Origin of the sequence: Pseudomonas sp. 25 R 14, assembly GCF_900004755.1 — a bacterium.
GTDB lineage: Bacteria > Pseudomonadota > Gammaproteobacteria > Pseudomonadales > Pseudomonadaceae > Aquipseudomonas > Aquipseudomonas brenneri.
Map to the genome: position 1 here is coordinate 149757 of NZ_CVTS01000040.1, position 14468 is coordinate 164224.

Sequence of the window (14468 nt, forward strand, 5' to 3'; positions counted from 1 at the left end):
CGAACGGCCTTGTTCAATTCGCCCCGGTTATTTGGGGGGTGTACAGCCTTCTGATCGCCTCCTGGTCACCTTTGGAAAGGGATATGTTCTCAGAGCCTGTATGCCCGTTCTCGGTCAATTGTGCAGGGAAGGCATAGTGCATCACTGACTTGGGGTCGTAAGGCGTGATCTGTAAGTTGGGACCGGAAACGGGGTCGAGTACTTGTCTCTGAACGATCTCTTCGGGGTAGGCGTCGCTGACAAAATAGTCATGCACCGCTTGTTTGTTCCATTGCAGGGTGTTTTGCGGGTGTTGATGCTCATGCAGCAAGCCCAGGGCATGGCCGAACTCATGCAAGGCATTTGCGCGAAACTGCTTCGAGTTTTCCGTTCTGTCCAGGTGCAAGGTGGGCTCGTTTTTATCTCGCCATAATGCGTCTGTACCGATGTCGGACCAGTTGCCTTTTATGTTCTCGTCATCCGAGACACGAATATCCCCCTGTTTCCCGTCGACGACTTCAAAGCGCAGGTCGGGCGTGTGATGGGCCCACTCCTTGAGTGCATCGACTACCAGGGCTTTGCTTTTTTTATCCTTCAAGTCCAAGGCCACTGTAATAATGCCGGCCGGCCAGCGTGCGGAGATGTCTGCGACGCCTCTTTTCTTTCGCGCTGCACGTTCGGGAGGTGTGTTGTCGCTGAGGCGGGCAGGGTGGTGGATGGGAATATTGGGAGATAGTGGGGTTATCAGGCTCATGTTCTTTACTCGCCGAAGGGTTGTCGGGGGGAGTTAAAAGTGGGGCATATCAATTGAGTCAGGAACTCACCAGTTTCCTGATGGTGGTATTGAGCAGCTTGCCCAGCAATGAGTTATCTGCGGGATAAAGTGACTGGATAAAGTTTTTATCGCTCTCGGACAGTTGTGTGGGCTTGGAAATCGCTTTTGCGTCGTTGACTAATGACTCGGAAAAACCGTAATGCATGATGGAGTTTTGGTCGTAGGTGGAGAGCTTGACCTCGCGGCGTGGGAACGGCCTGATGATGTCGTGATTAGCCTCGTATCGTTCTTTTTCTAGTGACTTATACTTTTTGTAAATCTGCGCTTTATTGAGTTCCAGCGTGCGGTCAGGGTGTTGGTGCTCATGCTTCAAGCCCAGGGCGTGGCCGAACTCATGCTGTATCGTGGTAGCCACCGAGGCTGGCGGCCTGTCAAAACCAATGCTCATGGTCGGTTCTGGAGCGGGTATGCGCTGCGCATCGGTACCGATCCGTGACCATGCGGCTTTGGTTTTATTGTTGGCAGTGATGCGTATATCACCGTCGGGCTTGTCGGTGAACTTGAAGAACAGGTTGGTGTGTGGCGCCCATTTGTTGATGTTCTCTTTGGTGACCTGCTTCTGTTCTGCGGTCATGTTCAGCAAAGAGATCTTCAGCACTGAATGTTGCGGCCAGGTTTTGTCCGGGCTGGCGACACCGCGCTTGTTTCTGGTGAGAGGGGGCTCGGTGAGTTGCGATTGTTCGCCGAGAGGTTGTTGGGAGGGCGTGGCGGGCGAGATGGTAAATGTCATGAGCGTGCACCAAGCAGCTGAAAACAGTTAGCCATTGGTGGGGGCTTCAAGCCTTTGTGTTCCAACTCAAAGGTGTGCAGATGTTGGCCGCTCCCGCACGGGAGCGGCCCTGGTGATCAACGACGACGCTGGATGAAGTTGCGAATTCGCTCTGCGGCTTCAACACACTCGGCCAGTGGCGCAACCAGTGCCAAGCGCACTCGGCCGGCACCTGGATTGAAACTGTCCACTTCCCGCGACAGGTACGAGCCCGGCACCACGGTCACGTGTTCTTCCACGAACAGGTCGCGGCAGAATGCGGCGTCGTCACCCTCGACGTTCGGCCACAGGTAGAAGCCACCGTCAGGGTTCTGTACGTCCAGCACCGGCTTGAGAATCGCCAGAACGGCCGCGAATTTTTCCCGGTACAGATCACGGTTGGCCAGTACATGGGCCTCGTCCTGCCACGCGGCAATGCTCGCCAGTTGGGTTTGCACCGGCATCGCACAGCCGTGATAGGTGCGGTACAGCAGGAAGGCCTTGAGGATCTCGGCATCGCCGGCCACAAACCCGGAACGCAGGCCCGGCAGGTTGGAGCGCTTGGACAGGCTATGGAACACCACGCAGCGCTTGAAATCCTGGCGACCGAGTTCCACACAGGCGCTGAGCAGACCTGGCGGCGGAGTCTGTTCGTCGAAGTACAGCTCGCTGTAGCACTCGTCGGCGGCGATCACGAAGTCGTATTGGTCGGCCAGGGCGATCAGTTTTTTCAGGACTGCGACGGGGATCAGGGCACCGGTCGGGTTGCCTGGGGAGCACAGGAACAGGATCTGGCAGCGTTTCCAGATATCCGGCGTCACCGCATCGAAATCCGGGTTGAAGCCGTTCTCATCCAGGCACGGCAGGTAATGCGGCTTGGCCCCGGCGAGGAACGCTGCGCCTTCGTAGATCTGGTAGAACGGGTTCGGGCTGACCACCAGGGCATCGTCGCCGCGGTTGACCACGGTCTGAGTGAAGGCGAACAGCGCTTCACGGGTGCCATTGACCGGCAGGATACTGCGCGCCGGGTCCAGCCAGCCCTTGGGCACGTTGAAGCGTCGTTCGCACCAGGCACCAATCGCCTCGCGCAATGCGGGAATGCCCAGGGTGGTCGGGTACACCGCCATCTGGTCGAGGTTGGTGGCCAGGGCCTGGGCAACGAAATCCGGGGATTTGTGCTTGGGTTCGCCGATGGACAGGGCAATCGGGCGCTTGTCCGGGTTCGGCGTGACGCTACCCAGCAGGGCACGCAGTTTCTCGAACGGGTAGGGTTGCAGCTGGTTCAGGGCGTTGTTCATCGCAAATCTCGTTCAATTCGGTTGAAAGCATGCGGCTTGCCAGGCAAAGCCATTCAAATGTGGGAGCGGGCTTGCTCGCGAAAGCAGAGTGTCAGTCGATGCTTCATTGACTGAATCACCGCATTCGCGAGCAAGCCCGCTCCCACATAAGCCAGGTTCCACTGGACTGGCCGGGTGTTCATAGGGTCAGGCGCGTCAGCTCGACTCCGGGCTCCTGGTTCACGCTCAATTGCGCGACGATGGCGTCCTGCAAGCGGCGGCACAATTCAGGGTCGGACAGGGGTTGGTTGTCGGCGTCGGTAATAAAGAACACGTCTTCGACCCGCTCGCCCAGGGTGGCAATCTTGGCGTTCTGCAGCGACAGGTCGAACTCCAGGAAAATCCCGCCGATCCGTGCCAGCAGGCCAGGGCGATCCGGTGCGCTGAGTTCCAGTACCGTCACGGGGCGCTGGGCGTCGTTGTGGATTGTCACCTGTGGCGCAAAGGCGAAGTGCTTGAGCTGGCGCGGTACCCGACGTTGGATGATAGTCGGGTAGTCGTCGGGGTTGCGCAGGGCTTCGGTCAGGCCTTCGCGGATCTTTTTCACGCGCTCGGGGTTGTCGCCGATGGACTCGCCTTCGGTGTCGAGCACGATATAGGTGTCGAGGGTGAACTGGCTGCTGGAGGTAATGACCCGTGCGTCATGAATGTTCAGGTTGAGCTGGTCCATTGCGGCCACGGTCACGGCGAAGAAGTCATGCTGGTCCGGGGCATAGATGAAGATCTGCGTACCGCCTTCGAATTCGCGCTGAGTGGTTTCCTTGATCAACACCAGCGGGCCGCCGTCGGCCGGTTGCTGGAGGATGGCATCGGTATGCCAGGCCACGTCACCTGCGGTGTGACGCAGGAAATAGTCATCGCCCAGTTGGGACCAGAGCTGTTCGACATCATCCGGGTCATTGCCGCCGCGTACCAGGATATCCAGGGCCGCGCTCTGGGTGCGGCGGATCTGCTCTTCGCGATCCACCGGGTTTTCCAGGCCCCGGCGCAGCGCGCGCTTGGTCTCGGTATAAAGCTGGCGCAACAGGCTGGCGCGCCATGAGTTCCAAAGGGTCGGGTTGGTGGCATTGATGTCGGAGACGGTCAGCACGTACAGGTAGTCGAGGCGGGTTTCGTCGCCGACGATCTGTGCAAAGTCGTGGATGACCTGCGGGTCGGACAAGTCCTTGCGCTGGGCGGTGGTGGACATCACCAGGTGGTTCTGCACCAGCCACACGATCAGGCGGCTGTCCCACTGCGGCAGTTGGTGGCGCTGGCAGAAGGCTTCGGCGTCCACTGCGCCGATTTCCGAGTGGTCGCCATGCCGGCCCTTGCCGATATCGTGGTACAGGCCGGCCAGGTAGATCAGCTCAGGCTTGGGCAGCTTGGCCATCAACTTGCTGGCTAGCGGGAATTTCTCTGACACTTGGGTGTATTGCAGCTTACGCAGGTGCTTGATCAGGTTCAGGGTGTGGGCGTCGACCGTATAGATGTGGAACAGGTCGTGTTGCATCTGCCCGACGATAAAGCCGAACTCCGGCAGGTAGCGCCCAAGGATGCCGTAGCGGTTCATCCGGCGCAGGTTGCGGTGGATGCCGATCTTGCACTTGAACAGTTCGATAAACAGGCTGGTATTGCGGATGTCGTGGCGGAACTCGTCATCGATCAGATGACGGTTTTCCCGCAGCAAACGAATGGTGTCGGCGCGCACGCCCTTGATTTCCGGCTGCTGGGCCATCAACACGAAGATTTCCAGCATGGCAAATGGCGTACGCTTGAACACGTAGTCGTTGCGCGCCTCGATATAGCCGTCGTGCAGTTGGAAGCGTGCGTTGATCGGTTGCGGCGGCGCTTCGTCTTCGGGGGCCAGGATCACTTCTTCAAAGTGCTGGATGATCAGGTCGCTGAGCTGGGCGATGCTCATGACCACCCGGTAGTACTGCTGCATGAAGCTTTCGATGCTGGTCTTCGCGTCCTCGCCCTCGAAGCCCAGCAGGGCGGCGATGGAACGCTGGTGGTCGAACAGCAAGCGATCTTCGGAGCGTCCGGCCAGCATATGCAGGGCATAACGCACTTTCCAGAGGAACTCCTGGGACGAGGCCAGCAGGGCGTTTTCGCTCTCTACCAAAAAGCCTTCGCCGGCCAGGGCCCGCAGGTTCAGGGTGCCGTACTGACGACGGGCCACCCACAAAATTGTCTGGATGTCCCGCAGTCCGCCAGGCGAGCCCTTGACGTTGGGTTCCAGGTTGTACTCGGTGTCGTTGTACTTGTGATGCCGGGCTTTCTGCTCGGCGCGCTTGGCCAGGAAGAACTCCTTGCTCGGCCACATATGCGCGGTACTGGTGACTTCCAGCATGCGCTGGCGCAGGCGCTCGGGGCCGCAGATGGTGCGGCTTTCCATCAGGTTGGTGACCACCGTCAGGTCGGCGCGGGCTTCTTCGGCGCATTCATCCACTGAGCGAACGCTCTGACCGACTTCCAGGCCGATATCCCACAACAGCGTCAGAAAACGCTCGATGGAATCGCGAAAGATCTCGTGGTCGGCACTGTCCAGCAGGATCAGCAGGTCGATATCGGAGTAGGGGTGCAGTTCGCCCCGGCCATAGCCGCCGACGGCCACCAGGGCAATATCGGCGTCCTCGCTCCAGTCGAACTGCTCCCAGGCCTTTTGCAGGATGTTATCGACGAACCAGGCGCGATCCTCGATCAGCCGGCGGATGTCCCGACCGCTGCGAAAGCGCTCGTCGAGCACCTCGCGGGCCTGGCGGATGGCCTTCTTGAAGGCGGCAATCGGGCTTGCCTTCAGTGCCAGTTCCGCCTGGAACTGGCCACGGTCGAAGAGTTCGGGATCCACCTGGGGCATCGATCGGCTTTCCTTTCTATCTATCTGGAGGTCACAGCGTTGCTATCTGGAAAGCCCGCTGCAAGCATCAGGCCGAAACGCGGGGAATCGTGTCATCGGCGCGCAGGGTGAAGATCTCGTAGCCGGTCTCGGTGACCAGCAGGGTGTGTTCCCACTGTGCCGAGAGCTTGCGGTCCTTGGTGATGGCGGTCCAGCCGTCGCCCAGTACCTTGGTGTCGGCCTTGCCCTGGTTGATCATCGGCTCGATGGTGAAGGTCATGCCTGCCTTGAGCTCCATACCGGTGCCAGCACGGCCGTAGTGCAGGATCTGTGGCTCTTCGTGGAACACTTTGCCGATGCCGTGGCCGCAGAATTCGCGGACGACCGAGAAACCGTTCTTTTCGGCGTGTTTCTGGATCACTTCACCGATATCGCCCAGGCGGCAGCCCGGCTTGACCAGTTCAATGGCCTTGTACATGCATTCCTGGGTGACCTGGGACAGGCGTTCGGCCCATACCGGCACGTTGCCGACGTGGAACATGCGGCTGGTATCGCCGTGGTAGCCGTCCTTGATCACGGTGACGTCGATGTTCAGGGTGTCGCCGTCTTTCAGCGGCTTGTCGCCTGGGATCCCGTGGCAGACCACGTGGTTGATCGAGGTGCAGATCGACTTGGGGAAGCCTTTGTAGTTCAGTGGCGCAGGGATGGCTTTCTGCACGTCAACAATATAGTCGTGGCAGATGCGGTCCAGGGCTTCGGTGGTCACGCCGGGTTTGACATGTTCGGCAATCATTTCCAGAACGTCGGCAGCCAGTTTGCCGGCAACGCGCATGCCTGCGATATCTTCGGCGGTTTTCAGGGTAACGGTCATACAGGCTCTCTCTAGCGCGACGCGCTGAAATCAGTACGGTTTACGGGAGTGCGACAAAAAGGTGCAACGTTCGCACAAGCCCAAAAAACGCGATTCTAACAGACGCAAGGTGCAAACCATGAGTGTCTGGCTATCGCTTCTCTCTATTAGGTGTGGGTATTTTCACCCGATTCAATGGCTTGGGTGGCGACGACGGGAGGTAAGTGCGATTGCGGGTTTCGTTTTTGTCGTTGCTGTGGTATAAAATGCGCCGCTTTCCGGGGATACCCCGCAAAGCTTAAATCCACACACGTGTCGACACGATGACCTGGGTGCCGGAGGCCTTGATGCCGCTGGTTGGTCATTGGGATACGTGGAGGCCAAACCCGACTTATTAAGGAACTATCATGTCCCAAGTCAACATGCGCGATATGCTGAAGGCCGGTGTGCACTTCGGTCACCAGACCCGTTACTGGAACCCGAAAATGGGTAAGTACATTTTCGGCGCGCGTAACAAGATCCACATTATCAACCTTGAAAAAACCCTGCCAATGTTCAACGAAGCTCTGACTTTCGTAGAGCGCCTGGCCCAGGGCAAAAACAAGATTCTGTTCGTCGGCACCAAGCGTTCCGCTGGCAAGATCGTTGCTGAAGAAGCAGCACGTTGCGGTTCGCCGTACGTCGATCACCGCTGGTTGGGCGGCATGCTGACCAACTTCAAAACCATCCGTGCTTCCATCAAGCGTCTGCGTGACCTTGAAGTGCAAGCCGAAGACGGTACTTTCGCCAAGCTGACCAAGAAAGAAGCGCTGATGCGCTCCCGTGACCTGGAAAAGCTCGATCGTTCCCTGGGTGGTATCAAGGACATGGGCGGTCTGCCTGACGCACTGTTCGTTATCGACGTTGATCACGAGCGCATCGCGATCACCGAAGCCAACAAGCTGGGCATCCCGGTTATCGGCGTAGTCGATACCAACAGCAGCCCGGAAGGCGTTGACTACATCATCCCAGGCAACGATGACGCAATCCGCGCTATCCAGCTGTACATGGGTTCGATGGCTGACGCTGTAATCCGTGGCCGCAACAATGTTGGCGGCGGCACCGTAGAGTTCGCTGCTGAAGAAGCACCGGTCGCTGCAGCTGAGTAATTGACGCCCTGGCGTTGACTCAGTAAGCAAAAAGGGGGCTTGGCCCCCTTTTTGCCACCTCGAAAACCATTTGTGAGCGGCACAGCTACAGCATCTGTAACGTGCAGCGGTTAACAAGGGTGGTTCGGGAAGAATTGAACGCCCGTACAAGTCGGGTGGAATGGTTGAAAACCTATCCAAGAGGAATTTGAAAATGGCAGCAATTACTGCAGCGTTGGTTAAAGAACTGCGTGAGCGTACTGGCGAAGGCATGATGGATTGCAAGAAAGCCCTGGAAAAGGCTGACGGCGACATCGAAAAAGCCATTGATGACATGCGTGCTTCGGGCGCGATCAAGGCTGCCAAGAAAGCAGGCAACGTCGCTGCTGAAGGCGCTATCGCTCTGAAAGAAGACGGCAAGTCCGCCGTTCTGCTGGAAGTGAACTCGCAGACCGACTTCCTGGCCCTGCAGGACGACTTCAAGGCATTTGTTGCTGCTAGCGTTGAAAAAGCGTTCGCCGACAAACTGACTGACGCCGCTCCGCTGATCGCCGCTCAAGAAGCCGATCGCCTGGTACTGGTCGGCAAGGTTGGCGAAAACGTCAACATCCGTCGCCTGGTACGTGTTGAAGGTGATGTTGTTGGTGGTTACCTGCACGGTAACAAGATCGGTGTTGCAGTTGTCCTCAAGGGCGGCAACGTTGAGCTGGCCAAAGACATCGCTATGCACGTAGCGGCCAGCAACCCTGAGTTCCTGCTGCCTTCGGAAGTTTCTGCCGAAGCGATCGAGCGCGAAAAAGCTGTGTTCCTGCAGCTGAACGAAGAAAAAATCAAAGGCAAGCCAGAAAACATTGTTGAGAACATGGTCAAAGGCCGTATCAGCAAGTTCCTGGCTGAAGCAAGCCTGGTTGAGCAGGCGTTCGTCAAGAACCCTGAAATCAAGGTTGGCGAACTGGCCAAGAAAGCCGGTGCTGAAATCGTTTCCTTCACCTACTTCAAAGTAGGCGACGGCATCGAGAAGCCGGTCGACAACTTCGCTGAAGAAGTTGCTGCCCAGCTGGCTGCCGCCAAGCAGTAAGACAGTTTTCAACTGTCGCCCAAGAGAGGCTGCCCGCTCACGCGCGCAGCCTCTTTTCAAATGGGATGTTCAATTTTATTTGGCTTCCCTTTGGAACTGGCTTACAAAGCCGTGTTCCGATGGCGCTGTGACAGCGTCCAGCTAGAGTGAACGCAAGCCGTAAACGGCTCGCCAAGAATTTTTTAAAAATACGCCGCAGGAGAGATTCGCAATGGCTCAGCAGGGCAGTGGTTATCAGGCTCGCTATAAACGCATTCTACTCAAGCTTAGCGGCGAGGCCCTGATGGGCTCGGAAGAGTTCGGGATCGATCCCAAGGTGCTTGACCGCATGGCACTGGAAGTCGGCCAACTGGTCGGCATCGGTGTCCAGGTCGGCCTGGTGATTGGGGGGGGCAACCTGTTCCGTGGCGCAGCGCTCAGTGCTGCTGGCATGGATCGGGTCACCGGCGACCACATGGGCATGCTGGCCACTGTGATGAACGCCCTGGCCATGCGCGACGCCCTGGAGCGTGCCAATATCTCGGCCATCGTGATGTCGGCCATTTCCATGGTTGGTGTGACCGATCATTACGATCGTCGCAAAGCCATGCGCCACCTGAACGCCAAAGAGGTGGTGATCTTTGCTGCCGGCACCGGCAACCCGTTCTTTACCACCGACTCTGCTGCCTGCCTGCGCGCCATCGAAATCGATGCCGACGTAGTGCTCAAGGCCACCAAGGTTGATGGTGTCTACACCGCTGATCCATTCAAGGACCCGCATGCCGAGAAGTTCGATCATCTGACTTATGATGAAGTGCTGGATCGCAAGCTGGGCGTGATGGATCTGACGGCAATCTGCCTGTGCCGCGACCACAAGATGCCGCTGCGCGTATTTAACATGAACAAGCCCGGCGCCCTGCTGAATATCGTACACGGCGGCGCAGAAGGGACTCTGATCGAGGAAGGCGAACAATGATCAACGAAATCAAGAAAGACGCCCAGGCGCGTATGCAAAAAACCCTGGAGTCTCTGGCCCACGCATTTGGCCAGATTCGTACCGGCAAGGCCCACCCAAGCATCCTGGGTAGCGTGATGGTGCCTTACTACGGCTCCGACACTCCGCTGAGCGGCGTTGCCAACGTTACCGTCAAGGACTCCCGGACCCTGCAGGTCGTGGCGTTCGAGCGCAACATGCTGGCCGCTGTCGACAAGGCGATCCAGAGCGCTGGCCTGAACCTCAACCCAACCAACCTGGGTGAGTTGCTGCTGATCTCCATGCCTGCCCTGACTGAAGAAACCCGCAAGGGCTTCACCAAGCAGGCGCGCAGCGCGGCTGAAGATGCCCGTGTTGCCGTGCGCAACATCCGTCGTGATGCCCTGGGTGACCTGAAGAAGCTGGTCAAGGACAAGGAAATCAGCGAAGACGAAGAGCGCCGTGCCGTCGCCGATATCGACAAGCTGACCAAGGACGCCGAGGCCCAGATCACCAAGGCCACGGAAGAGAAAGAAAAGGACCTGATGGCCGTATAAGGGGTCAGGACGCCTTCATGGAAAAGACCAAGCAGACTGTACCCTCTGTGGTGCCGCGCCATGTCGCGATCATCATGGATGGGAATAATCGCTGGGCGAAGAAACGCTTTATGCCAGGTGTTGCCGGGCATAAAGCGGGTGTCGATGCTGTACGGGCCGTGATCGAGGTGTGTGCCGAGGCCAAGGTCGAGGTCTTGACCTTGTTTGCCTTCTCCAGTGAAAACTGGCAGCGGCCGGCCGACGAAGTCAGCGCCTTGATGGACCTGTTCTTCAAGGCTTTGCGTCGCGAGGCCAAGCGCCTGAACGACAACAACATCAGCCTGCGCATCATCGGCGACCGCTCGCGGTTCCATCCGGAACTGCAGGCGGCCATGCGTGAAGCCGAGGCAATCACGGCTGGCAGCAACCGCTTCGTCCTGCAAATCGCCGCCAATTATGGTGGCCAATGGGATATCGCCCAGGCAGCACAGCGCCTGGCGCGTGAAGTGCAGGCCGGCCATCTGCGCCCGGAAGACATCACGCCCGAGCTGTTGCAAACCTGCCTGGTGACCGGCGACCTGCCGTTGCCGGACCTGTGCATCCGTACCGGTGGCGAACACCGCATCAGCAACTTCCTGTTGTGGCAGTTGGCCTATACCGAGCTGTACTTCTCCGACCTGTTCTGGCCGGACTTCAAACACGATGCCATGCGCAATGCGCTGGCCGATTTCGCTTCCCGTCAGCGTCGCTTCGGTAAAACGAGCGAGCAGATCGAAGCTGGAGCCCGGGTTTAATGCTTAAACAACGAATCATCACGGCACTGATCCTGCTGCCAATCGCCCTGTGCGGGTTTTTCCTGCTCGAAGGTGCAGGCTTTGCATTGTTCATCGGTCTGGTCGTGACCTTGGGCGCCTGGGAATGGGCGCGCCTGGCAGGGTTTGCCGAGCAATTGCCGCGTGTGGTGTACGCCGCCATTGTCGCGCTGTTGCTGTTCCTGATGTATATCCTGCCGGATGTCGCCCCTTGGGTGCTGGGGGCTGCGGTACTGTGGTGGGCGTTGGCGACGTTCCTGGTGTTGACCTACCCGCGTACCAGTGGCCAGTGGTCCAGCGTCGCCTGCAAGCTGGTGATCGGTCTGCTGATTCTACTGCCGGCCTGGCAGGGACTGGTCTATATCAAGCACATGGCCCTGGGTAACTGGTTGATCATGGCGGTGATGGTGTTGGTCTGGGGCGCGGATATTGGCGCGTACTTCTCCGGCCGTGCCTTTGGCAAGCGCAAGCTGGCCCCGGCAGTCAGTCCCGGCAAGAGCTGGGAAGGGGTGTACGGCGGTCTGGTGCTGACACTGGTGATTACCGCTGTTGTCGGCGTCGTACGTGATTGGAGCGTCAAACAGATACTTCTGGCGCTGATTGCGGCGGCAGTGGTGGTGCTGATCTCGGTGGTCGGCGACCTCACCGAAAGCATGTTCAAGCGCCAGGCAGGTATCAAAGACAGCAGTAATTTGCTGCCCGGGCATGGCGGTGTGCTGGATCGCATCGACAGCCTGACGGCGGCGATCCCGGTCTTTGCCGTGCTGTTGTGGATGGCTACCTCGTGAGCCGCTTGCAGCAGGTTACCGTGCTGGGGGCCACTGGCTCGGTCGGGTTGAGCACGCTGGATGTGATTGCCCGTCACCCTGAGCGCTATCAGGTGTTTGCCCTGACCGGCTTCAGTCGCTTGAGCGAGCTGTTGGCGCTGTGCGTTCGGCATGTGCCGCAGTTCGCAGTGGTACCGGATGCCGTTGCTGCTCGTGGCTTGCAGGATGATCTGCGGGCAGCAGGGTTGTCGACCCAGGTGCTGGTCGGCGAGGAGGGCTTGTGCCAGGTGTCTGCCGCTTCTGAAGTGGATACCGTGGTCGCGGCCATTGTCGGCGCCGCCGGCTTGCGTCCAACCCTTGCGGCGGTCGATGCTGGCAAGAAGATCCTGTTGGCCAATAAAGAAGCGCTGGTCATGTCCGGCGCGCTGTTTATGCAAGCCGTGCGCAAGAGCGGTGCCGTGCTGTTGCCGCTGGACAGCGAGCACAACGCGATTTTTCAATGCATGCCTGGCGATTTCGCCCGCGGCCTGAGCCAGGTGGGCGTGCGCCGCATCCTGCTGACCGCCTCCGGCGGCCCGTTCCGTCAGACACCGTTGGCTGAACTGGAGCACGTTTCTCCGGATCAGGCTTGTGCTCATCCCAATTGGTCGATGGGGCGCAAGATTTCGGTGGATTCGGCGAGCATGATGAACAAGGGCCTGGAGCTGATCGAGGCCTGCTGGTTGTTCGATGCCCGGGCTGAACAGGTCGAGGTGGTGATTCATCCGCAAAGCGTGATTCATTCCCTGGTCGATTATGTGGACGGTTCGGTTCTGGCCCAGTTGGGCAACCCCGACATGCGCACGCCTATCGCCAATGCCCTGGCCTGGCCCGAGCGTATCGACTCCGGTGTTGCGCCCCTGGACCTGTTTGCCATTGCGCGTCTGGATTTCGAAGCGCCGGATGAGCAGCGCTTCCCTTGCCTGCGCCTGGCGCGTGAGGCAGCAGAGGCGGGCAACAGCGCGCCGGCGATGCTTAACGCGGCAAATGAGGTGGCGGTTGCCGCGTTTCTGGATCGACGCATCCGTTTTCCACAGATCGCGCGTATCATCGAGGAAATTTTGAGCCTGGAGCCCGTGGTTGCCGTGAATGATTTGGGCGCCGTGTTCGAGGCGGATGCCAAGGCCCGGGTCTTGGCCGAGCAATGGTTGAAGCGTCACGCGGGTTAGTCGCCAGGCGCTGGATTGGAATGCGGAGAGATTAGATGAGTGCGCTCTATATGATTGTCGGCACCCTGGTTGCTCTGGGTGTGCTGGTCACTTTCCACGAATTTGGTCATTTCTGGGTGGCGCGCCGTTGTGGCGTCAAGGTCCTGCGCTTCTCCGTGGGCTTTGGTATGCCGCTGCTGCGCTGGCATGACCGGCGCGGCACCGAATTCGTGATTGCAGCCATTCCCCTGGGCGGCTACGTCAAGATGCTCGACGAGCGCGAAGGCGAAGTGCCGGCTGATCAACTGGATCAATCCTTTAACCGCAAGACCGTCCGTCAGCGTATCGCCATCGTGGCGGCTGGTCCGATCGCCAACTTCCTGCTGGCCATGGTGTTCTTCTGGGTCCTGGCCATGCTGGGCAGCCAGCAGGTGCGCCCGGTCATCGGTGCGGTCGAGGCGGGCAGTATTGCCGCCAAGGCCGGATTGAGCGCCGGCCAGGAAATCGTTGCCATTGATGGTGAGCCGACCACGGGTTGGGGCGCGGTCAATCTGCAATTGGTCCGGCGCCTGGGCGAAAGCGGCACGGTGCAACTGGTGGTGCGCGAGCAGGACTCGACAGCCGAGACACCGCGTGAACTGGTGCTGGACAAGTGGCTCAAGGGCGCCGACGAGCCTGATCCGATCAAGTCCCTGGGCATTCGTCCGTGGCGCCCGGCACTGCCGCCAGTATTGGCAGAACTCGATCCCAAGGGCCCAGCCCAGGCTGCCGGCCTGAAGACCGGCGACCGCTTGCTGGCCCTGGATGGCCAGGCACTGGGTGACTGGCAGCAAGTGGTCGATCTGGTTCGTGTACGTCCTGATACGAAAATTGTGCTGAAAGTTGAGCGCGATGGTGCTCAAATCGACGTCCCTGTCACGCTTGCGGTGCGTGGGGAGGCCAAGGCGGCCGGCGGGTATCTGGGCGCCGGGGTCAAAGGTGTCGAATGGCCGCCATCGATGGTGAGGGAGGTCAGTTTCGGGCCGTTGGCAGCCATTGGCGAGGGCGCGCGACGCACTTGGACCATGAGTGTGCTGACCCTCGATTCCCTGAAGAAAATGTTGTTCGGCGAGCTCTCGGTAAAAAACTTGAGTGGACCGATAACCATTGCTAAAGTGGCGGGCGCTTCTGCCCAGTCGGGTGTTGCTGATTTCCTGAATTTCCTGGCTTATCTGAGTATTAGCCTTGGGGTTCTGAATTTGTTGCCCATTCCAGTATTGGATGGGGGGCATCTGTTGTTTTATCTCGTCGAGTGGGTGCGTGGTCGCCCCTTGTCGGATCGGGTGCAGGGTTGGGGGATACAGATCGGTATCAGTTTGGTGGTCGGGGTGATGTTGTTAGCCTTGGTCAACGATCTGGGACGACTGTAACGCTTCGCTGAATTGCGAATCTGCCGCATT

13 protein-coding genes are annotated in these 14468 nt (G+C 58.9%); 8 read left to right on the plus strand and 5 right to left on the minus strand.

The annotated features are described in order from the left end of the window. Positions 1-13: 13 nt before the first annotated feature. The 5 genes from BFQ03_RS13680 to map all read right to left on the minus strand — a co-directional run bounded on the left by BFQ03_RS13680 (position 14) and on the right by map (position 6591). Entirely contained in the window at positions 14-733 is a 720-nt protein-coding gene (locus BFQ03_RS13680; RefSeq protein WP_065943345.1) for a M12 family metallopeptidase, read from the minus strand. Between the two features lie 58 nt (positions 734-791). Beyond that, positions 792-1544, minus strand: a complete 753-nt coding sequence (locus BFQ03_RS13685; RefSeq protein WP_050593309.1) for a M12 family metallopeptidase — start codon at positions 1542-1544, stop codon at positions 792-794. 116 nt (positions 1545-1660) lie between these two features. After that, the gene (dapC, locus tag BFQ03_RS13690; protein WP_032858171.1) at positions 1661-2860 is read right to left on the minus strand and encodes a succinyldiaminopimelate transaminase; all 1200 of its coding nucleotides are present in this window, start codon (positions 2858-2860) and stop codon (positions 1661-1663) included. A 178-nt stretch (positions 2861-3038) separates the two neighbouring features. After that, positions 3039-5741: a [protein-PII] uridylyltransferase gene (locus tag BFQ03_RS13695; RefSeq protein ID WP_032858169.1), complete on the minus strand. Its 2703-nt coding sequence runs from the start codon at positions 5739-5741 to the stop codon at positions 3039-3041. 67 nt (positions 5742-5808) lie between these two features. Then, entirely contained in the window at positions 5809-6591 is a 783-nt protein-coding gene (map, locus tag BFQ03_RS13700) for a type I methionyl aminopeptidase (RefSeq protein WP_032858167.1), read from the minus strand. Between the two features lie 386 nt (positions 6592-6977). Here map and rpsB point away from each other — a divergent pair, with 386 nt between their 5' ends. From rpsB to rseP, 8 genes are all read left to right on the plus strand, one after another. Beyond that, positions 6978-7718: a 30S ribosomal protein S2 gene (rpsB, locus tag BFQ03_RS13705; RefSeq protein ID WP_029297291.1), complete on the plus strand. Its 741-nt coding sequence runs from the start codon at positions 6978-6980 to the stop codon at positions 7716-7718. Positions 7719-7911: 193 nt separating this feature from the next. Further along, positions 7912-8775, plus strand: a complete 864-nt coding sequence (tsf, locus tag BFQ03_RS13710; protein ID WP_003172264.1) for a translation elongation factor Ts — start codon at positions 7912-7914, stop codon at positions 8773-8775. 211 nt (positions 8776-8986) lie between these two features. Beyond that, the gene (gene pyrH / locus BFQ03_RS13715) at positions 8987-9730 is read left to right on the plus strand and encodes a UMP kinase (RefSeq protein WP_019692086.1); all 744 of its coding nucleotides are present in this window, start codon (positions 8987-8989) and stop codon (positions 9728-9730) included. Continuing rightward, positions 9727-10284, plus strand: coding sequence for a ribosome recycling factor (frr, locus tag BFQ03_RS13720; RefSeq protein WP_065943346.1), 558 nt, complete (start codon positions 9727-9729; stop codon positions 10282-10284). The genes pyrH and frr overlap by 4 nt, the downstream gene beginning before the upstream one ends. A gap of 17 nt (positions 10285-10301) precedes the next feature. Next, entirely contained in the window at positions 10302-11057 is a 756-nt protein-coding gene (gene uppS, locus BFQ03_RS13725) for a polyprenyl diphosphate synthase (RefSeq protein ID WP_029297283.1), read from the plus strand. Beyond that, entirely contained in the window at positions 11057-11863 is an 807-nt protein-coding gene (locus BFQ03_RS13730; protein WP_032858164.1) for a phosphatidate cytidylyltransferase, read from the plus strand. Before uppS ends, BFQ03_RS13730 begins: the two co-directional genes overlap by 1 nt. Beyond that, a complete protein-coding gene (gene ispC / locus BFQ03_RS13735) occupies positions 11860-13050 on the plus strand; it encodes a 1-deoxy-D-xylulose-5-phosphate reductoisomerase (protein ID WP_032858163.1) in 1191 nt (396 codons plus the stop codon). The genes BFQ03_RS13730 and ispC overlap by 4 nt, the downstream gene beginning before the upstream one ends. A gap of 35 nt (positions 13051-13085) precedes the next feature. After that, on the plus strand, positions 13086-14438 hold the full coding sequence (rseP, locus tag BFQ03_RS13740) for a sigma E protease regulator RseP (protein WP_029297276.1): 1353 nt from the start codon (positions 13086-13088) through the stop codon (positions 14436-14438). The last annotated feature ends 30 nt before the right edge of the window (positions 14439-14468 follow it).